Origin of the sequence: Enhygromyxa salina, from assembly GCF_002994635.1 — a bacterium.
Lineage (GTDB): Bacteria > Myxococcota_A > Polyangia > Nannocystales > Nannocystaceae > Plesiocystis > Plesiocystis salina_B.
Map to the genome: position 1 here is coordinate 1 of NZ_PVNL01000112.1, position 20,367 is coordinate 20,367.

At 68.3% G+C, this 20,367-nt stretch carries 18 protein-coding genes; 8 read left to right on the plus strand and 10 right to left on the minus strand.

Annotation, left to right across the window (positions count from 1 at the left end; translation table 11 throughout):
* The 4 genes from ENSA7_RS28065 to ENSA7_RS28080 all read left to right on the plus strand — a co-directional run.
* Positions 1-2,551 (plus strand): serine/threonine-protein kinase (locus tag ENSA7_RS28065; protein WP_219908070.1); only part of this gene is annotated, 2,551 nt, incomplete at its 5' end.
* A gap of 55 nt (positions 2,552-2,606) precedes the next feature.
* Positions 2,607-3,428, plus strand: a complete 822-nt coding sequence (locus ENSA7_RS28070; RefSeq protein WP_106092446.1) for an enoyl-CoA hydratase/isomerase family protein — start codon at positions 2,607-2,609, stop codon at positions 3,426-3,428.
* Positions 3,429-3,437: 9 nt separating this feature from the next.
* The gene (locus tag ENSA7_RS28075; protein ID WP_106092447.1) at positions 3,438-4,010 is read left to right on the plus strand and encodes a MiaE family protein; all 573 of its coding nucleotides are present in this window, start codon (positions 3,438-3,440) and stop codon (positions 4,008-4,010) included.
* A gap of 5 nt (positions 4,011-4,015) precedes the next feature.
* A complete protein-coding gene (locus tag ENSA7_RS28080) occupies positions 4,016-5,251 on the plus strand; it encodes a hypothetical protein (protein WP_106092448.1) in 1,236 nt (411 codons plus the stop codon).
* Between the two features lie 5 nt (positions 5,252-5,256).
* On the opposite strand, the gene ENSA7_RS28085 is transcribed toward ENSA7_RS28080, so the two are convergent.
* Both ENSA7_RS28085 and ENSA7_RS28090 read right to left on the minus strand, forming a co-directional pair.
* On the minus strand, positions 5,257-6,111 hold the full coding sequence (locus ENSA7_RS28085) for a serine/threonine-protein kinase (protein ID WP_106092449.1): 855 nt from the start codon (positions 6,109-6,111) through the stop codon (positions 5,257-5,259).
* A complete protein-coding gene (locus tag ENSA7_RS28090) occupies positions 6,108-6,833 on the minus strand; it encodes a GGDEF domain-containing protein (protein WP_106092450.1) in 726 nt (241 codons plus the stop codon). Before ENSA7_RS28090 ends, ENSA7_RS28085 begins: the two co-directional genes overlap by 4 nt.
* A 172-nt stretch (positions 6,834-7,005) precedes the next feature.
* Between ENSA7_RS28090 and ENSA7_RS28095 the strand changes: the two genes are divergently transcribed.
* Positions 7,006-7,641: a hypothetical protein gene (locus tag ENSA7_RS28095; protein ID WP_106092451.1), complete on the plus strand. Its 636-nt coding sequence runs from the start codon at positions 7,006-7,008 to the stop codon at positions 7,639-7,641.
* On the opposite strand, the gene ENSA7_RS28100 is transcribed toward ENSA7_RS28095, so the two are convergent.
* The 4 genes from ENSA7_RS28100 to ENSA7_RS28115 form a co-directional block, all read right to left on the minus strand.
* Positions 7,638-9,323, minus strand: coding sequence for a pyridoxal-phosphate dependent enzyme (locus tag ENSA7_RS28100; RefSeq protein WP_181234195.1), 1,686 nt, complete (start codon positions 9,321-9,323; stop codon positions 7,638-7,640). The two genes, ENSA7_RS28095 and ENSA7_RS28100, sit on opposite strands and share 4 nt — an antisense overlap.
* Positions 9,324-9,860: 537 nt before the next feature.
* Positions 9,861-10,043: a hypothetical protein gene (locus tag ENSA7_RS28105; protein WP_146158220.1), complete on the minus strand. Its 183-nt coding sequence runs from the start codon at positions 10,041-10,043 to the stop codon at positions 9,861-9,863.
* A gap of 19 nt (positions 10,044-10,062) precedes the next feature.
* Positions 10,063-10,521 (minus strand): nucleotidyl transferase AbiEii/AbiGii toxin family protein, encoded by a 459-nt coding sequence (locus ENSA7_RS28110; protein WP_106092454.1) that lies wholly within the window; start codon positions 10,519-10,521, stop codon positions 10,063-10,065.
* Positions 10,522-10,555: 34 nt separating this feature from the next.
* Positions 10,556-12,727, minus strand: coding sequence for a molybdopterin-containing oxidoreductase family protein (locus ENSA7_RS28115; RefSeq protein WP_106092455.1), 2,172 nt, complete (start codon positions 12,725-12,727; stop codon positions 10,556-10,558).
* A 645-nt stretch (positions 12,728-13,372) separates the two neighbouring features.
* Here ENSA7_RS28115 and ENSA7_RS28120 point away from each other — a divergent pair.
* The 3 genes from ENSA7_RS28120 (at position 13,373) to ENSA7_RS28130 (ending at position 16,226) form a co-directional block, all read left to right on the plus strand.
* Positions 13,373-13,699 carry an FAD-dependent oxidoreductase gene (locus ENSA7_RS28120; RefSeq protein ID WP_280524042.1) on the plus strand — a complete coding sequence of 109 codons (327 nt, stop codon included), beginning with the start codon at positions 13,373-13,375 and terminating at the stop codon, positions 13,697-13,699.
* 68 nt (positions 13,700-13,767) lie between these two features.
* A complete protein-coding gene (locus ENSA7_RS28125) occupies positions 13,768-15,225 on the plus strand; it encodes a coproporphyrinogen-III oxidase family protein (RefSeq protein ID WP_146158221.1) in 1,458 nt (485 codons plus the stop codon).
* 20 nt (positions 15,226-15,245) lie between these two features.
* Positions 15,246-16,226, plus strand: coding sequence for an L-threonylcarbamoyladenylate synthase (locus tag ENSA7_RS28130; protein ID WP_106092458.1), 981 nt, complete (start codon positions 15,246-15,248; stop codon positions 16,224-16,226).
* A gap of 15 nt (positions 16,227-16,241) precedes the next feature.
* On the opposite strand, the gene ENSA7_RS28135 is transcribed toward ENSA7_RS28130, so the two are convergent.
* The 4 genes from ENSA7_RS28135 to ENSA7_RS28150 are packed head-to-tail and all read right to left on the minus strand — an operon-like array spanning position 16,242 to position 20,040.
* Positions 16,242-16,568, minus strand: coding sequence for a heavy-metal-associated domain-containing protein (locus ENSA7_RS28135; protein ID WP_146158222.1), 327 nt, complete (start codon positions 16,566-16,568; stop codon positions 16,242-16,244).
* A 25-nt stretch (positions 16,569-16,593) separates the two neighbouring features.
* Positions 16,594-17,499 carry a hypothetical protein gene (locus tag ENSA7_RS28140; protein WP_106092460.1) on the minus strand — a complete coding sequence of 302 codons (906 nt, stop codon included), beginning with the start codon at positions 17,497-17,499 and terminating at the stop codon, positions 16,594-16,596.
* A 52-nt stretch (positions 17,500-17,551) separates the two neighbouring features.
* Positions 17,552-18,334, minus strand: coding sequence for a YqjF family protein (locus tag ENSA7_RS28145; RefSeq protein WP_219908071.1), 783 nt, complete (start codon positions 18,332-18,334; stop codon positions 17,552-17,554).
* Positions 18,335-18,336: 2 nt separating this feature from the next.
* Entirely contained in the window at positions 18,337-20,040 is a 1,704-nt protein-coding gene (locus ENSA7_RS28150; protein WP_106092461.1) for a TolC family protein, read from the minus strand.
* Between the last annotated feature and the right edge of the window lie 327 nt (positions 20,041-20,367).

Here is a 20,367-nt window from a genome sequence, read left to right on the forward strand (position 1 = left end):
CCCCAAGCCCCCCAACCGAACCATTGTCGGCGTGGGCACAGTCCCTCCGCCGCGCCCGTCGGCCCCCGCTCCCACGGCTCGGCTCGAAAAGTCTCGAGATGACGTCCGCGCGCAGCAGGCCGCCGCCGCGCCAACGGTCCCGAACGTCCCGTCATCCCACGCGCCCGCGCCCGCGCCCGGCTACGGACCTACCGATCCCGGTTTTGGCCCCGGTTCCGGTCCCGGCGTCGGTCCAGGTGTCGGTCCCAGCAACCAACAGCCCCGCTCCCCCGCCGAGGCCCGCGCGACCGCAGAAGACTTCCAAGAGTCCCGCTACAAGCACACGCAGATGGCCGGGACCGAGGGCCTGACCGAGCCGGGCGCCGATCAGCCCCGGATCCGGCTGATCCCCGGCAAGGTCGTGCCAGGCACCCGCTACCGAATCATCCGTTGGCTCGGCGAAGGCGGCATGGGGGTCGTCTACGAGGCCGAGCACGTCGACATCGATCGCAAGGTCGCGCTCAAGATCCTCCGCTTCGATCTCTCGCAAGAGCCCAAGATGGCCCAGGTGTTCCGCGACGAGGCGCGGGCAGCCAGCCGCATCGGCTCCAAGAACATCGTCGAGATCTACGACTTCGGTGAGCTGTCCGACGGCCGCCTGTTCTTCTGCATGGAGCTGATCCCGGGCGGGGATCTGGTCCCGCCAACCGAGGAAGACTGGATCGAGCCGCCGCGGCTGATCGGCCTGCTCCGCCAGATCTGCAAGGGCCTGTCGGTCGCGCACAAGGCCGGCATCGTCCACCGCGACATCAAGCCGGAGAACATCATCCTGGTCGAGGGCGAGGGCCGCGAGGTCGTCAAGATCGTCGACTTTGGGATCTCGGCGATGCTCGCGGCCGGCCAAGACGAAGGCAACACGATCGCCGGGACACCGCACTACATGGCGCCCGAGCAGATCACGGGGATCAAGTTCGACGGTCGGCTCGACATCTACGCGGCCGGCTGCATGGCCTACGAGCTGCTGGTCGGGTACCCGCCGTTTCTCGCCGAGAACATCCAAGAGCTCCTGCACCAGCAGCTCTACGAGGACCCCAAGCCGCTGGTCGAGTGTCGGCCCGATCGCGAGATCCCGGCCGAGCTCGCCGACGTGATCATGCGCTGCCTGGCCAAGGAGCCGGAGGATCGCTGGGCCAGCATGGACGACCTCGAGGCCGCGCTGTGCGAGGCCCAGATCGCGGCGGGCCTGACCACCCCATGGGACGACCTGCCGCTCCCGGACGTCGAGCCCGAGCGCCGCGAGCGGCTGCTCGCGGGCATGCCCAATCCCAACGCGATCATCATCCAGCAGGGCAACCGCTGGCTGTGGCCGCTGGTCGCCGGGATCTCGGCGCTGGTGATCGGGGTTGGCGTGACGTGGGCGCTCGTTGGCGGCAAGCCGACAGACGAAGAGCGCAGCCAGATCGACGCGCTCACGATCGAAGCGCGCGAGGCCGCGTCCAAGACCCAGTGGCTGCACCCGCCGCAAGACCAGCCAAGCGCCCCAACGGCGTACACGAAGATCCAGGAGCTCGAGGGGCTCGAGGGCTCGGCCGACAACGCGGGTGAAGAGCGGGCCGAAGAGCTGCGCACCGAGTTCGGGGCCACGCTCAACAACCTGGGCGATCGCTACTGGGACAGCCCCGGCGGTCAGGGCTTCGCGCGCGAGTACTACACGATGGCGCTGCTGTTCGATCCGCAGGACAAAGAGGCGTTCGAGCGCTCGGGGCTGACGCCCGCGCTGCTGGCCGACTACCAGGATCGTGCGTCCCGCGGCGAGTTCACCGAGGCCGAGCTGTCGGCCGCGCGCTGGCTCGACGTGTTCGCCGAGGACGACAAAGAGGTCGCCCGCCAAAAGGCGGAGGCGCTGCTGGCGATGGAGCTCGAGGCCAGCGCCAAGGACAACCGTGGGGCCGGCTCGCTGCTGATCCAGAGCCGCGCGCTCGAGGCCGCTCGCGGCGCTGGGATCGCGGTGACCAACGTCCCGGCGCCCCAGCCTGCTCAGCCCCAGCCCGACGCCGAAGATCCCGGCCCCGACCCCGACACGGGTGAGCTCGCTGTCGAAGAGGGCGAGACCGGGGACGAGACCGAGGCCGACGACAAGCCCGGCAAGCGCCCAGGTGGTCGCCGCCCCAAAGACGACGACGAGAAGCTCGGCAGCAACGCGCGTGATCCCAGCAAGGCCGACGCGCTCGCCCAGGAGGGCATGGCCGCGCTGCGAGCCGGAAAGCGCGAGCAGGCCAAGGACCTGTTCAACCAGGCGATCTCCTACGATCAACGCAACGGCACGGCGCTGATGGGGCTGTCCGACGTGTACTTCAACACGGGCTCCAGCCAAAAGGCCGTGCTCTACGCAGAGAAAGCCGTCAAGGCCTCGCCGAAGAACAGCGAGTACCGCATCAGCCTCGGCGACGCCTACTACGCGGTGCTGCGCTACCGCGACGCGCTCGACGAGTACAAGAAGGCCAAGGACTACGGCTCGTCAAAGGCCGACGCCCGGATCGCCAAGGCCCAGGGCAAGATCGGCGGCGGCTGAGCGTCGTCGCGCTCGCGAGTGGCTGACCCCGGTCGACGCGAGTATACATGCGGCGATGTCCTCGGAGCTCGTCCTGTGTTCGACCCGCGACGGCGTCACCACGCTGACGCTGAACATGCCCAAGCGCCTCAACGGTTGGACCCAACCGATGCTGGCAGAGCTGAAGCTGGCGCTGACTCGAGCCGCGAGCGACGACGAGACGCGGGCGGTGATCCTGACCGGCGCCGATCCCTACTACTGCGCGGGGGTCAACCTGGGCGGGACGATTCGGCTCGACCACCCGCGGCGGCTCCACGCCCTGATCGCCGAGCACAACGAGGCCCTGTTCAACGCCTTCCTCGAGTTCCCCAAGCCGATCCTGGTCGCGGTCAACGGGCCGGCGATCGGCGCGAGCGTGACCTCGGCGACGCTGTGTGACGGCATCATCGCGTCGGAGCGCGCGACCTTCTCCACGCCCTTCGCCGCGCTCGGTGTGCCAGCCGAGGGCTGCTCTTCAGTGCTGTTTCCGCGGATGCTGGGGGCCGCGACGGCGGACAGGATCCTGGGCGAAGAAGGGTGGAAGCCCACGGCCGCCGAGGCGCTCGAGATCGGGCTGGTTCAGTGGGTCGTCGCCCACGAGGAGCTGCTCGACGAGGCCCACGAGATCGCCAAGCGCTGGGCGGACGCCGGGACCGCGCGCCGGTTTCGCGGGGGGATCAGCCTCCACGAGCTGCAGGCCGCCAACGCCCGCGAGTCCCAGCAGATCGCCGACGCGTTCTTGGCCGCGCCGTTTCTGCGCGGGCAGTTTCGGTTCTTGTGGGGCAAGCGCAAGCGCGGACCGGCGCTGATGTTTCTGGCGCTGTGGCTGCTGCGTCCGATCTGGTCGCTGCTGCTGTAGGGTCGCGCCGTGCTCCCGCTCGTGACCCCAACCCCGACCGCGTGGGTCGAGCTCGTGCTCGCGAACTTCGACGAGTTCTTGCTCGATCACGCGGCCTGCGAGCGCAAGGCGTCGGCGACGGGCATGTCGTTCGTGGTTCGCTACCCGGATCGCACGGCCCTGCTCGAGCCGATGATCGCGTTCGCCCGCGAGGAGCTCGAGCACTTTCATCAGGTCTATCGGCTGATCGAGGCCCGCGGGCTCACGCTCCGCGCCGACGAGAAGGATCCCTACGTCGAGCCGCTGATCCGCTGGGTCCGCGGCGGTCGTGACGAGCGACTGCTCGATCGCCTGGTCATGGGCGGCGTGGTCGAGGCGCGTGGGTGCGAGCGGTTTGGGTTGGTCGCCGAGGCGCTGCCAGCCGGCGAGCTCAAGCAATTTTACGCGGAGCTGACCCGCTGTGAGGCCCGGCATGTCGGGCTGTTTCATCGCCTCGCCCGGCAGTGCTTTGACCGCGAGCAGGTCGACGCGCGGATCGCCGAGCTGCTAGTGCTCGAGGGCGAGATCATCGCTGGGCTGCCGCTGCGACCGGCGCTGCACTGAGCCTGATGTCGATCACCAAGTACCTCGACCGCCACGCCTCGGTTACTGCGGATCAGTGCGCGGGACTCGAGGCGTTCGGTCCGTGGGATCACGCGGTGGTGATCCCGGCTCGGCGCGAGGGCGCACAGTGCCTCGCCGCCGCACAGGCACCCGCGCAGCGACACGCGGTGGTCTGCGTGCTGGTCGTCAACGCGGGCCATGCTGCAGATGCTCCAGATGATCTGCAGGATCAGCTCGAGGGCACCCAGCTGCTCGAGGCCGTCGAGGCCCACCCCGAGCTGTGGCGTCGCGAGGGCGTGAGCCTGCACCGCGTGGGCTCGCTCGACGTCGTGCTGGTCGACTGTGTCCGCGGGGATCGTCGGTTTGACAGCAGCGACGGGGTCGGGCTCGCGCGCAAGATCGGCGCGGACCTGGTGTTGCGCCTGCATCAGCTCGGCCGGCTGCGCTCGCCGTGGATCCACTGCACCGACGCCGACGCGCGCCTGCCCGCCGAGCACTTCGAGCGGGTCGCCAGCTCGGGCGCCAACGTCATCGCAACCGTCGCACCGTTTTGGCACGAGCCCGGTGACGATCCCGAGGCCGACCTCGCGACCGCGCGCTACGAGCTGAGCCTGCGCTACTACGTCGCGGGCTTGCGCTTCGCCGGCTCGCCGTTCGCGTTTCACACGATCGGCAGCCTGATCAGCGTCGCGTGCTCGGCCTATGCGAGCGTCCGCGGGTTCCCGCGCCGTCAGGCGGGCGAGGACTTCTACTTGCTCAACAAGCTGGCCAAGCTCGGGATCGTGCGCGAGCTGGGCGGCGCCCCGGTCGAGATCCGCTCGCGTCGCTCGGCCCGGGTCCCGTTTGGAACGGGGCCGGCCGTGGCCGCGCTGATCAGCGGACAGGCGCTGCAGGTCTATGATCCACGCGTGTTTCAGGCGCTCGCCCGGGTGTTGCGATCGCTCGATCAGATCGTCAGCGGCGCGGGCCTGGGCGCGCTCGCGGAGCTCACCCGAGAGCTCGATGCGCCCCAGCTCCACGGCATGTTCGAGGCCGCGCAGACCCTGGTCGAGCGATACCCCCCAGCTCAGCTGGCGCAGCGGCTGCACGAGCGCTTCGATGGGTTCCGCACGCTCAAGCTGATCCACGAGCTGACGGCATCACGCTGGCCCAAGCTCGCGTGGCCCGACGCGGTCGCCCGCGCGCCGTTCATCGAGTTCAGCCCCGACCTGCCGATCGACGCCCAGCGGCGCGCGCTCTAGCAGGCCTACATCGACAAGCTCTCGAGCGCGCGCCGAACCGCGAGCGCGCTCGCAAACCGCTGGCTCGGCCGCTTGGCCAGCAGCGTCTGCAAGATCGCGTCGAGATCCGGGTGATCCAACCTCGGCTCGAACTCGGCCAGACTCGGGGCCGGCTCGGTCAGGTGCGCGCGCCACAGCTGCGTGATCTCGTCAGCCTCGAACGGCCGGCGCCCGCACAGCATCTCGAACAACAAGATCCCCACGGCGTACAGGTCAGACCGGTGATCGATCGGGTCCACGGGCTCGGGCACCATCTGTTCGGGCGCCATGTATTGTGGCGTCCCAAACACGACCCCGGTCCGCGTGAGTCGCTGGCACTCGTCGGAGCCCAGCACGTCGGTCAGCAGCTTGACCAGGCCAAAGTCGATCAGCTTGGCCTGCTCGTGGTCCCCGCTGCCGGCCAACAACACGTTCTCGGGCTTGAGGTCGCGGTGCACCATGCCAAATTGATGGGCGTGGTGCAGCCCGCTGAGCAGCTGAATCGCCAGCTTCACGGCCCGCGCGGGAGCCAGCGCGCCGCGCTCGAGCTCGGTCGCCAGGTCGTGACCTTCAATGAGCTCGAGCACGAAGAACAGGTGGCCCGCGTCGGTCACCCCGACCGCGTGCATCGCCGCGATGTTGGGGTGGGACAGGATCGCGTGGGCGCTGGCCTCTCGCTGGAACCGTGCGACGAGATCTCCTGAGGTGGCGACCTCGGCGTGGAGCCGCTTGATCGCAACCGCTTGCCCGCGCTCGTCGACGGCCCGGTAGACCTCGCCCATGCCGCCCTCACCGAGCAGCGCCTGCACGGTGTAGCGCTCGAGCACGGTCTCGCCGATCACTCGATGACGCTCGCCGACTGGCGGGACGGCGTCAAGACCGGGCGAGGCTCGTCACCGTCGAGCCAGGCGACGCAGCAGTTCCGCCCGGCGTACTTGGCTCGATACAGCGCCATGTCGGCGTGGTCGAGCAGCTCTTCGGGGCTCAGCTGCTGGTGCGGCGACTGCAGGGCGACGCCGACCGAGATCGTCTGCGGCCCGGGGTGGCCGAGCTTGCTCGCGTCGAGCCCCTCGATCGCGGCGCGCAGCCGCTCGGCCACCTGCAGACCCGTCGCGTAGTCGGTGTCGGGACACAGCACCGCGAATTCCTCACCGCCGTAGCGCGAGACCAAGTCCGACTTGCGGCTGTGATCGCGCAGGGCCTGCGACACCGCGCACAAGGTCTGATCGCCGACCAGGTGGCCGTGCGAGTCGTTGACCTCCTTGAACAGATCGAGGTCGAGCATCACCACGCACAGCGGCTCGCCCCGTCGAGCCGCGGCCGCCTGCATCTGCGGCAGTGACTCACGCAGGAACCGACGATTGAACAGACCCGTGAGCCCGTCATGCAGCGAGGCCGAGCGGACCTGGTCGACCATGCGGCCCATGCCCCAGCCGAACGCTGTCAACACGATCACGGTACCGACCGCGGAGTAGATCAGCGCCGCCTTGACGGCCTCGCTGGGCACGTCGACGCCACACCACTCGAATGTCAGCCACAGCCCCAGCGGCGCACCTGGTGCCAATCCCAGCCCAACCAGCGCCCACGTCCAAGAGGAGCCGCATCCGCCCCATTTCCTTGCCGCGCTGCGATCGAGCTCTTGCACCAACGACCAGGATAGCAGGCACCCCCGGTCCACACTTCGCGCAGGCGCTCGATTGCTTGGTATTGTCGCGCCCTAACCTGACTTCGCTGCGATGTCCGTTCTCCCCCTCTCGACTCGCGGGCGCTGTGCGTCCGCTGCGCTGGCCGTCGGCGCCGCGCTGCTCATCGCCGCTTCGGTGGGCCACGCCAGGGCGCCCGACCAGCCGCCGCCGCCCGTCGTCACGTGCCAGGTTCAGGTCGAGGAGCTGCCTGCGGTGTTGCGCATGGGCGGCGACTATCAACTATCTGTCGTCGCGTCCGAGCCAGGGTCCGAGCCCGTACGTGGGGACGCTCGCCAGCCGCTCCCCGTCAGCGGCGCGGCGCAGCTTCAGATCGACGAGCCGGTCACCGTGTGCTTGCACGGCGCGGCCTATCAAGGTGCCGTGCAGCTGTCGCCAGGTGACTGTGGCGGCGATCAGATCCACGTCATCTACGCGACACCCAAGCCCGCGAAGTTGTCGTTTCAGACGGGCGCCCTGCCGCTGTCCGAGCTCAGCATCAGCTGCGTCAGCGGCTGTCCCTACCAGACGAGAACCGTCGACAGCTTCCCCGAGCTGCCGTTTCCACGCGGCGAGCACGAGCTGATCGTGAAGCTCGAGTTCAGGGCTCGCGGGCATCGGCGCGCGGTCGAGGAATTCAAGCTCACACCCGGCGACAACTCGGTGCGCGTCAGCTTGCAGCGGTATTAATAAGTGTGGCTGCTCGCGCCGCTGTCGGCGGCGAGGCAGGCGACCACTGCGCCGGGTCCAAGGCGCTCGAGCAGCTGCAGCGCGCCGGCCAGGTTGGCCCCGGTCGAGTACCCGCCGAAGATCCCCTCGACCCGGGCGAGCTCCTGCGCGCACGCGATCGCTTCGGCGTTCGTGACGGTCAACAGGCCGTCGCAGTCCGCGGGATCAAACGACGAACGCGCCCGAGAGCCGCCACCGCGAATACAATGGCGAAGCTCCGTGATGTTGGCGCGGTCGAGCGCTGGCGGGCCCGGCGGCTCGATCGCCATGCACACGGTGCCCGGCTGCGCGGCCTTGAGCGCCCGCGCGATCCCGGTGAACGTGCCGCCCGAGCCCACCAGGTCGACGAATCCATCGATCGGCGCGTCGCTCTGGCGCAGCAGCTCCTGAGCCGTACCTTGCTCATGCGCCCGCACGTTCGCGCGCAGCTTGAAGCTGTCGACCCGGAAGTACCCGTGCTCGCGGACCAGCGACTGCGCGCGTGCCTCGACCAGCGCGAGGTCGCGGCTGCAGACCTGCCCTGGGACCGAGGCGGGATCTTGATCCACGAGCACGACCTGGGCCCCGCAGCTGCGCATCATCTGTGCGTGCGCGTGTGCGCTTGCGTGGCCACGGCTCATCACGGCGACGAAGGGGTGGCCGAGGACACAGCAGCTGATCGCCAGCCCCGCCCCGGTGGCGCCGCTGGTGATCTCGACGATCGTCTGCCCCGGCCGCAGCGCCTCGCTGCGACGCGCCGCGCGGATCATCTCGACCGCGACCCGGTCCTGCTTGCTGTGGCCGGGATTGAACCCCTCGAGCTTCATCACCACCAGGCCGTCGAGATCGCGACAGATCCGGCGCAGCGCCACCAGCGGGGTGTTGCCGATGGTCTCCAGCACCGAGTCGCACTGTGGCGGCGCGAGCTCGGGCCGAAACCCGTGGCTGCCACGGCGGGCCCGCGCGCGCGCAATGAAGATCGCCGTGTCGAGCCCACGCCACACGCACGCGGCCTCCATGTCAGCCTGTCGCAGCCACGCCAGGTGCTCGTCGACAGTCGCCCGACGCTCGACGGTTGCGCGCACGGTTGGCGCCCGCGCGAGCGCCCCGTCACCCACAGCCAGCTCCGTGTTCCACCCGCGAGCGCGAGATTCATGCTCGGCCACATCCGCGAGCTCACGCTCGAAGCTCGAGAGCTGCAGGACATCGATCAGGATGAACTTGCCGCCAAGCGCCAACAGCCGAGTGACCGTAGCGAACAATGCCCGCTTCTCCGCGTGCGCGAGCTGGCTGATCGAGTACGCCGCGATCACCAGATCAAACCCACCCTCGGCCAGCTCCGAGAGCTGAGCACCGCGCACCATCGGCTGATGCGCCGCCAGCCCCTGCCGAGCCCGCTCGAGCGCCACCTCGCTACGATCGACCAGGGTCAACGACCGCACCTTGTTCCCCAGCGTATTGCAGAGGCTCGTGCGGCAGCGCCCTACCCCGCCACCGAGATCGAGCACCCGCAGCTTGCGGTCGGGCTGCGCCTGAGCCCCGCACCCAAATTGCGAGCGAAGCAGCCGACCCAGCGCATGCTCGACCTCCGAGGTTTGCAGCACGCCAGCCGCAAATGCCTGATCAAAATCAGGCGCCCGCGCGTTGCATTGATCAAGAGACACATCGCTCATCATGATCCGCTCCTCCAACAATACGCGCAGCATAACAAGCGCAACTCCAACCGCAAATACGATCCTCGCGACCACGCACGCCCCAAACCCCAAACTCTCTATTAAGCCCAACCCACGCTGCCCCAACGACCACAATATGTACAATGGACGATTCGCAACATCATCTCTCAATCACGTTCGAAACAAACATTCCCCCGCACCAGCACGCTCGTGCCCACAGCAAGCGCGTTGAGAGCCCCTTCAAGGGGGCCACACATGCCCATGCGTACAAACGGGCCCGAGGAGCGAAGCGACCAGACGCGCCAGCGGCTGCAGTCGGCGAACTGCCAAGCTCCATGTGGGGGTCTAAAAGAACCCGCCGCCTCTAGAGCGCCGATCAGTTTGGAGTCGCGTCGTCAGGTGCGTCTGGGGCCGTTCCTGCTTAGGAGCGAGGCCGAAGCTGTATCCGGCATACTGCGAGCGCCGAGCGACAACGGCAGGAGCGGCCCCAGATGTGCCTGGCGTCGTGACTCCAAACTGATCGGTGCTCTAGCTCGCGCGGGCGAGGGCGCCGACGCGCCCGAGCTCGTGGCACAGCGCGCCCATCTCGGACACCGAGCGTAGCCGGGCAGACACCGAGACGGCGTCCATGGCCACCAGCGGTCCGCGCCGTAGCTTGGGCGTATACCGGCACGCGGCCCGGAGCCGACTCGAGACAGCCTGCGAACTCATATCGACTGTGTCAATTGTGTCAATCATCGTCGAGCATCTCCAACAACTGAATGTCCACCATGTCCTGCGGGCGGCCAGCCCTACGCTTGAGTGTCATCAGGCCCGGCTTGGAGACCACGCAAATGCTGCCGGCCTCAAACTGGACTTGCGTTCTGGAGTTCCACACCAGGTCGAGCTCGCCCTCGAACAGCAAGACATCCAGGGTCAGCGGGTCGGGGTCATGGATGTCGGGGATGCGGAAGCGCTGGGCGGACAGGCCCCCGCCGAACGGCATCAGCATCAGCTCGTCCGTGAAGCCCCTGCTGTGGGCGACCTCCCGAAATTTTTCGAGGTCGGCTCGCCGCGCGAGCAGGTCGATGTCCCGCGTCGCGCGTGGGATGCCATACACCGCCATCGCCAGCCCGCCGCACAGGGCGTACTCCACCTGCGCCTGATCGAGGCCCCGCACCAAGGCACAAAGCTCCGCGTAGAGATCCACGGCGCAAGACTACCACTAAATCCCCGTGACGATCTCAACCCTCAGTGACACTAACGTCGGTGACACAGACGCGCACCAGCACCGGCACGTCAAAAAACAACGCTCCTGCTCCCATGTCGGTCTCGTCAGGGGGGCTCAGCCAATTGATGTTGCGGCCTTCGGGACAGAGTTTGGTCCACCAGATGCTGGGGGCGACCACGGTGCCGCGCACGACCTCGTCCGTCACGCGTGCACGCAGGCGCACCCGCCCACGCTGGTTCTCCACACTGACAGTCGTGTCATCAGCGATACCACGATGACGTGCGTCATCGGGGTGCAACAGCAATAGCGGGTGTTTTTCCCGGCTGGCAAACTTCTGCACGTTGACGAAGGTGCTGTTCAAGAACGAGTGGGCGGGAGGCGAGATGCAGTGCAGAATTTCACTGTTCTGAGCCTGTTCTGCGCTGACCGAGGGTGCCACGTAGGTTGGTAGGGGGTCGTATCCCGCGTCGGCCATGGCCTGGCTGTAGAGCTCACAGCGACCGCTTGGCGTGGGGAACTCACCGCCGGCGAACGGAAGGTAGGGGTCAGCCACGTCGAGGCGGCAGTACCCCTGCTCGAGCAGCCGCTCCCAGCTGATAGTGGCCATGCTCGGGTCGCGCTGGGCGTCGACGAACGCCCGGAGGATCGCCTCATCGGACTCGTGAAAGCACGCCTCGTCGAAGCCACAGGCCTGCGCGATGCGTCGGAAGATCTCGGAGTTGGGCAGGCTCTGGCCGACCGGGTCGATCGCCGGACGGTTGAGTCCGAAGTACAGGTGCCCATAGGACTTGAGGATGTCCCAATGCTCGATCTGCGTGGTAGCGGGCAATACAATGTCTGCCCAATCGGCCGTATCTGTCGCAAAATGCTCGAGCACGACGGTGAAGAGATCTTCACGGGCGAGACCACTAATCACTGCACCTTGATCCGGCGCGACGGCAGCGGGGTTACAATTGTAGACGAACAGCGCGTGCACGGGCGGGCCCGCGTCGTTCGGCACTTGGTCGTTTGGACACTCGCGTAAATGAGCACGACGCCGCTGCTCTGGATCCAGGCTCAGCGCCTCGCCAAGCCGATTCATATTGAAGGTTCGAGGCGTTCGATCAGCGAGTAAGTCCGGGCGCTCAATTCCGCTCAGGTCGAGCCTGAAGCTGCCCGAGCTGCTGAGCTGGATCCCGCCGCCGCGCTCGCGCCAGGCCCCGACGAGCGCGGGCAGACACGCGATGTTGCGGACCGCCATGCCGCCGCCGCTGTGCCGCTGTAGCCCATAGTTGATGCGGATCGCGGCTGGCTTGATCTGGCCATAATCGCGCGCGAGGGCATCGATGCGTGCAGCTGGGATGCCTGTAATCGCCTCGACACGGTCCAACGACCACTCGCGCGCCCGTTCGGCCAATTGCTCAAACCCAACGGCGCCGCGAGCGACATAGTCGTGGTCGATCAGATCCTCGCGGATCAATACATGCATGATCCCCAACGCCAGCGCGCCGTCGGTGCCTGGTCGAATGGGCACCCACTCGTCGGCGGCGCGAGCGGTGCGAGTGCGGACCGGATCGATGACCACGACCTTGGCCCCGGCCTTGCGGGCGCGCTGGATGATCGGCCAAAGGTGCATGTTGCTGGTCAGCGTGTTGGTGCCCCACAGCCAGATCAGCCGCGCGTACTCGAAATCGAGCGGATCGGGACCCATGCTCCGGCCAACCGTGTAGCGCAATCCTTGCGTTCCAGCGCTCGCACAGATCGTTCGACCCAAGCGCGTGGCGCCGAGCCGATTGAAGAAGCGCTGGGCCATGCCCTCGCCCTGCAGCAGCCCCATCGTGCCCGCGTAGGAGTACTGCAAGATCGACTCGGCGCCGACTTGCTCGACGAGCTCGGTGGTGCGCCGCGCGATCTCGCTGATCGCCTCGGCCCAGCTGATCGGCTCGAACTGGCCCTGGCCCTTTGGCCCCACTCGACGCAGGGGGGTGGTCAGCCGGTCGGCGTGGTAGCTGCGCTCGAGGTAGCTGTCGACCTTGCCGCACAGCTTCCCCGCCGTGAAGGGATGCCCGCTGTCGCCCCATATATCGACGGCGCGATCCGTCTCGGGATCCACTGCCACCTGCCAGGCGCAGGTGTCCGGGCAGTCGTGCGGGCACACGCCCCTGACGACGCGCATGCGGGGGTCGTGGCGAGGACGCAGGGCCATATCCGGGATGCTACTCGGGCGTCTGGCATGCCACCATGGCGCCAAGACTCATGGCCAACCAAAAAAAGAAAGCGAAGCGTTCCCACAGGCGGACCCGACCTTGAGCCCGCGCGAAGCGAGGGTGGCGACCCGCGCGGAGGCGCAGCCGAGCACGGGTCGCGTCGGGGTCGACTGAGGGTAAAACAGCAGCAGCGCGGGCTCGCGAGACCAACGCCGACGCCCACATCATCTTGCTCGAGCGCGCCGACGCGATCAGCTATGCGGTTGGCGGGCTTCCCTACCATCTATCCGGCGAAGTCGACGCCCGCGCTGACCTCGCCCCGTACCGTGCGGCGTTCTTCAGCCGCTACTACGAGGTTGACGTACGCACCAAGGTCAGCGTGCTGAGCTTCGACCCTGGCAAACGCGAGGTTCATACCAGCGCAGGGATCGTGGCCTACGACACGCTGATCTACGCGCTCGGGCCGGCTCGATCGTGCCGCCCGTGTTCGAAAGCCCGGCCTCGAACGTGTCCCTGCTGCGCAACCCGGCACACCTGCGACGCATCGACACGCTGTTGTGCAAGGGAGTCCGACAAGTCGCTGTCATCGGTGGTGGTTACCACGGTGTCGAGGCTGCGGACTGCCTGGCGCGTCGGGCCTCGAGGTGACCTTGTTCGAAGGTCCACAGCTGCTGCCGGAGTACTCCGCTGGCGCCGCCGCCCAGGCTGGCCGCGCGCTCGCGGCTGCGGGGGTCGACGTCCGGCTCGGCGTCGGGGTCGACGAAGTCGCCCGCAAGGGCAAGAAAGTCGTCGCCCTCCGGGCGCGCGACGTACGCATCGACACGGACCTGGTCCTGATCACGACGGGGGTCCGACCGCGGACCGAGATCTTCGCGGCCGCGGGCGGCGGGCTCGGACCCGACGGCTCGATCCGCGTCGATGCTCGCTGCGCGACCGGCTCGACGGCGTCTACGCGACGAGCATCTGCGTGAGTCATACCCACGGGCCTCAGCGCCCTGCGCTTGCACGTATAGTGTTGATCGTACACTATGTGAACGCGATGACCTGGACCCCAACCCCGACCACGTGGCGCGCACCCGCGCCAGCCGACACCATGAGCTACCCGCCCGCGGAGGTGTTCGCGGCCGGGCTGCGCAACCATCACATCGCCAACACCGCCTACCCGATCGCGCACCAGCAGACCTTCAAGCCGTACCGGGTTCCACGCAGCGAGCACCTGGACGTGACGCGGGCCGGCCTGTCTGGCTTCGAAAACATGTGCCTCTACGTGCACGTCCCGTTCTGCGAGACTCGCTGCTCGTTCTGCGAGTACACCGTGGTGGGCAAGGACGAGCGCTCGCATACCCAGGTCTATGTCGACGCGCTGCTGCGGGAGATCGAGCACTACGATCAAATCGTCGATCTCGGCAGCCGACGCATGCATGGCATGGACATCGGCGGCGGCACCCCGGCGTTTCTATCAGTCGCCGAGATCGCGCGAATCATGGCGTCGATCCACGCGCGCTGCAGCTTCGTCGCGGGCGCGGACATCAGCATCGAGACCACGCCCAAGATCGCCGCGGCGGATCCAGCCAAGCTCGCGGGCTATCGGGCGCTCGGGATCCAGCGGATCAGCATGGGCATTCAGGTCATCCAGCCAGATCTGCTCAAGCTGCTCAACCGGGCCGAGAACGGGGTCGAGCACCACTTTCGCGCGGTCGAGGCGATCCGCGCCGCGGGCTTCTCCCGACTCAACCTCGACCTCATGTACGGCTTCGCCAACCAGAGCCTGGACAGCTGGCGGGCCACGCTCGAGCACGCGATCGCGCTCGATCCCGAGTACATCACGCTGTACCGCATGCGCTACAAGCTCACGCGGATCTCCCACCAGGCCGACGCGGTCACCCTCGACCAGGTGCGGCCGATGGCGACGCTCGCCAAGCAGGTGCTCGCGGCGGCCGGCTACCACGCCAACCCGGGCAAGACCACGTACTCGCGGATCCCCGGCGACGTCGGCACCAGCAGCTACCTCGCGCGTCGGGTCCAGACCGGGATCCCCTATATTGGATTTGGGCTGGGCTCACAGACCTTCACGCACACCACGATCGCCTATAACGACGGCGCGGCCGGCAAGACCCTGCGGCCTTACCTCGACAGCGTCGCCGCCAGGCGCCTGCCGATCCAAGATCTCTACGACCTGCCGATCCGCCAGATGATGGGCAAGATGTGCGCGGTCAGCTTCTACTTTGGCGAGATCCGCCGGGCGCCGTTCTTGGCCAAGTTCGGGGTCCCGCTCGAGCAGGTGTTCGCGGCCGAGATCGAGTTCCTGGTCGGGCGCGGCCTGATGCAGCTCGACGACGACGCGCTGAGCTTGACGCCCGAGGGCGTGCACGCCAAGAATGGGATCATCCCGCTGTTTGCCGCGCCCTCGATTCAGGGTTACCTCATTGGGCGCGACCCAACGGTGGCCGACGATCTGGTCCGCAATCGCAAGATCGCGCTGCGCGTCGCCGGCTGAGCGCCGCGCCCGACTCCCCCATGCCCATCATCGTCGTCGATCCCGAGCAGCCCGACCCCAGCGTGATGCAGGCCGCCGCCGCGCGGATCGTGGCCGGCGAGCTCGTCGCGTTTCCAACCGAGACGGTCTACGGGCTGGGCGCGGCCGCGATGAACCCCGGGGCGATCGCCAAGATCTACGCGACCAAGGGCCGGCCCAGCTACAACCCGCTGATCGTTCATGTGCTCGACGTCGCGGCCGCGCAGGCGCTGGTTGAAGACTGGCCGCGACTCGCGACCGAGCTCGCCGATCGGTTCTGGCCGGGACCGCTGACGATCGTGCTTCGCAAGCGCCCGGTCGTGCCCGATCTCGTGACCGCGGGGCTGCCGAGCGTGGCGCTGCGGGCCCCGGCGCACGGGGTCGCGCGGGCGCTGCTCGAGGCCGCTGGGGTGCCGATCGCGGCGCCGAGCGCCAATCGCTTTCAGGGGATCTCGCCGACCAGCGCGGCCCACGTCGCGCGCTCACTCGGACCGGACGCCGCGCTGATCCTCGACGGGGGGCCGACCCGGGTGGGCATCGAGTCGACGGTGGTCGATCTCTCGGGCGCGCAACCAGTGTTGCTGCGGCTGGGTGGGGTGCCCGTCGACGAGCTCGAGGACGTCACCGGTGTGTTGGCGCGACCTGCCGCGCCGCGTGAGGGCCAGCCGCGCACGTCTCCGGGGTTGGTTGGGCGTCACTACGCGCCGAGCGGGGAGCTGGTGGTGGTGAAGACCGGGCGGCTGAGCAGCGCGCTGTCCGGTGCGCGGCCGCTGGGATTGATCAGCTTTGCCGAACAACCACCGCCGGGCGTCGATCATCACCTGAGCATGCCCGCTGACCCGCGCGAGTACGGACGGTTGCTGTACGCGGCGCTGCACACCCTCGACGAGCTGGGCTGCGCGCGGATCCTGGTCGAGGCCGTACCCCAGCAGCGCGCGTGGGCGGCGATCCGCGATCGCCTGGCTCGGTCCGCCGCGAGCTAGCGGTGATTCGACTGGTTATTCGATTGGCGCCTCGACGGGCTGCGCCTGGCCCGGCTCGGCTTCATAGCCAATCTTCTCGATCACCTGCTCGATCGCCGCGGGCTCGATCGCGCCTTGCGTGTAGGTCACGACCGCCTTGCCAGCTTCGAGATCGACCTCGACCGAGCGCACGCCCTCGAGCCGCCCGACCTCGTGGGTGATCGCCTGCACGCAGGTGTCGCAGGTCATGCCCGCGACGGCCAGCTCGACGCGCATTGTCTGGGGCTCGCCCCGACAGCCCAGCAGCAGCGCGACGCACAGCGCGAGGGGGAGCAGCGACTGGAGCCGACGAGCGCCTTGCATGCCGGGCTCGTAGCACAAGCTGCGCTCAGAAGCGTCCGCCCAGCGACAACCCGGCCTGCCCGCGCCCACCCCACGGCGCGACGCTCAGCTCGTACTTCTTGCGATGGCGCAGCTGCCCCTCGGCAGACATGCCGAGGCCCATGCCGACCGCGCCGAACAAGGTCGAGACGTCGAGGACCACGACCGAGGCGACCGGCGAGCACGTGTAGCTGAAGCCGTCGCGCTGGGTGTAGGGACCGAGCGCTTGGTCGTAACAGATGTTGTAGAGGACGGTGTCGGCGATCAGCCCGCCGAGGCCGAGCGCGAACATGGTCCAGCCGGCGGCGCGGCGCCCGGTGAGGCTCTTGGCGGGGGTGCCGTCGCGGTTGGCCTTCCAGGCGGCGCGGCGTCCGTCGAACCAGCCGCCGCCGCCCGCGAGACCCATGACGCCGACGCTGAGCCCGCGATCGACGAAGCCCCGGAACCCGCAGTAGACGTCATCGCAGGTCAGCGCGGTGACCCACTGGCGGGTGATCATGATGCCCAGCAGACCGCCGGCCGCGGCATAGAAGCCTCCACCCTTGGGCGGACCGCGATCGACGGGGACCGCGATCGGATCGCCCCACTCATCGACGACTGGGGTGTCGGCGGGACCGTGGGGGCCCTCTGCGGGCGGCTGCACGGGATCCGACTGCCAGCTCGGGAGCTCGTTGGCGGCGGGCTCTGGATCGGTGGCGGGCTCGGCGATCGGCGCGGCGTCTGGCGCTTCGGCTGGCTCGGCGACGGGCTCGGTTCCCGGGTCGACGGCTGGATCTGCGGCGGGTTGGGAGTCCACGCGCGCGGGCGCGATCGCTGGCTCGCCCGACTCTGGTTGCGCGGGCGTGACGACCGGCTTTTGAACCGGTGGGCCGACGAGCAGGGTCGCCGCGAGGAGCAAGGTAGCCGAGGCCATGGCCCAGCGTACTCGTCGCGCGCGTCACCCGGCAACCCAAAGCGACCGGGGCTCAGGGCGTGCTCACCACCCTTGATCCAGACCCCGCTTCGAGCAACCACCCAACAACATCGATTCGCCGGACAAAGTGCAACAACGGCGGCTCGTCCGGCAGCACCGTCCCCCACCCGTCCGCGACCGTGCACCGCTCAATCTCAGCCTCGGCCCGCTGCAGCGGCCAGGGCTCATGATGGATCTCGCCCCGCAGAATCCGGCCCCGACCATTGCGCGCGTACAGGCAGTACCGCTCGGTCAACCACTGCTCGAGGGTCCCGGCTTTGCTCGAGTACGCCTCGCCAACCCCACGGTACCGCCCGACAAACTCCCCGTCGGGCGCCCCTCGATGCCGCCGCTCGCTGCGATACTCGATCCACCCGTCGCGCTCCACACAGCTCATCCGGGCCCGAAAGTACGGCAGGTGAAACACCGCCCGCGCCGTGGCCACGGCCAGCTTGCTCGCCGCGTCCAGGCTGAAGAACCACACCCCCGGCTTGCCCCCCGCGGTCACGTACGTCCGCACATTCAGCTCGAGAAACGCCGAGACCCCGGGCACCCAGTTGAGCCCCCGCGGGCCCACGTGGGCCATTCGAAACGGCACCACCCCGAGCCACGCGCGGCCTTCGTAGGTATCGAGCTCCAGGCCCTCGGGCAGCAGCGCTCGAATCACCGCCGGATCAAAGCTCCAGTGCGCAAACAGGAGATCCAGCCACGACATGGTCATGTGCCACGCGCGGTCCGGCAGCGGGTAAGGCCGGTGCTCGTGCTGCTGAACGATCGCCGACCAATCTGGCTGCACGACTACCCCCGAATGTCCAGACCGTACGCTGGCAGGATCTCACCCGTCAGCGCCTGCAGCTGGGCCCGCGCCCGCAGGTAGTCCAGCCCCGCGCGCAGCAGGGTCGTCTGGGCATTCAGCAGCTCGTCGATCCGGAACAACACATCGTAGTTGGTCGCCCGCCCGACCTCGAAGCGCGCCTGCTCGGCGGCGAGGTTCTGCTCGGCCAGCTCGACCGAGATCTGGCCCAGCTCGATCTGCTTGGCCGCCGAGCGCAGACTGTTGGTCGCGGTGATCACCTGCGTCGCCGTGTTCTGCCGGATCGACTTGAGGTTGACCTCGGCCTGGCGCATCTCGGCCAGGACCCGCTGATGGTTGCCCCGCGCGGTCCGGTTCTGGACTGACCAGGTCAGATCCAGCGCGCCGCTGACCGTGTACTCCGCGAACAGCCCGTCACGCGAGACGTTGTCGGTGCCAAAGTTGCGGAACGCCTCGCCCCAGCTGCCCGTGGAACCAGGCTCGCCCGTCGAGGGATCAGGCAGGGCGTCGACGCTGCGGCCTTGCGGCGAGAAGGTGCCGGTGAAGTCGAGCTGCGGCAGTCGCTGGTTGACGGTCTCGATCTCGTCGATGCGCTTGCTCGCCAGCGCGATCTCGAGCTGGCGCACGGCCGGGTTGGCGGCCAGCGCTCGATCGATCGCGCCCTGCATGTCGACCGGCTCGGGGACGATCGACTCGACCGGATCCGTGCCTGGCACGACCCCCAAGACCTCGCGCCCGGCAAACTCCTGCCCCATCAGCGTGCGCAGCCGCAAGCTGGTGTCGAGCAGCAGGTTCTCGGCCAGCAGCACGTCGGTCTCGCGCTGGGCGAGGCTCTGCTCGACCGCCTTGGACTCGACCGCCGCCAGCCGCCCGGCGGCGACCTGGGCCTGGGTCCGCGAGAGCTGCTCCTTGGCGAGCTCGACGGATTGCCGCTTGTTGTCGAGGTCACGCTGGGCCGCGAGCACGTCCCAGTACGCGCCGATCAAGTCGCGAACCAGGTTTTGCGCGGTGACCAGCTGATCGGCCTCGGCGCTCGACCGGGCCAGGCGAGCGCGATCTTGCGCCGCACGGTTGACCCGGACGCCCATGCCCTTGAGCAGCGGGTGCATGAAGGTGAGGGTCGGCCGAATCTGGTACTGGGCCAGCGTCGCCGAGCCCAGCGCCGGGTTGAAGAAACTAATTGGCTGATCGGTCAGGGTCCGCCCGACGTCGATCGTGAGCGCCAGGTTGCCACCAGTCTCGAGCCGGCGGCTGACCCCAAAGTTGGCCGAGACCGAGCGCGACCCGGTGCTGAACACGAACGCGGATCCACGCGGCTTGCTGACCTGAACCGAGGCCGCGAGCCCGGCGGTGATCGTCACGTCGAAGGCACCCGATGCGGCGAGGATCTGCGCCTCGGAGATCTCGATCGCGATGAGCTTGTTCTGCAGATCGAGGTTCTCCGTGAGCGCGAGCTCGAGCACCTCCGACAGCTGCAGCTGCTCGGTCTCGTACGGCAGATCAGCCTCGCCAAGATCTTCGTACGCGCGTGTGGGTGTCGGCGACGACGACGGCGCCGGACCTTCAGCCGTCCCGGCGGGCGCCACGTCGGGCGGACGCCCCGAGTCCGGCGGCAGGGGATCAGTTGGCGGCGGCGCCCAGGTCAGGACGCTGCTGCACACGAGCAGGGCTGAAAGAGAGCTGAGCACTGCGTTCCGGCGGCCTGTGACTACGCCCGCGCCTTGCTCCGGTCAAGCGGCACGCCGACACGGGGGGGCGGCGCGCCGTCTGACCCAGCCGGCCGGTGGGTTGTTTGACCGCCTCCATGCGCAGACAGCCTTGGATCGCGCGCAAGGGGCCTCCAACGGGGTCCGCGCAGGCAGCTTTCGAAAAACCTCTGGCCAGTCTTGTAAGTTGCCCCACGTTCCCTAGTTTCGCCGTTAGTAATGGTCGGATTACCCGTCAGCCCCCGCTGACATCGGCCCGTGTGAGCGCCCCCACCACGCGACCCCTCGGATGACCCCCCAGTCCAGCAC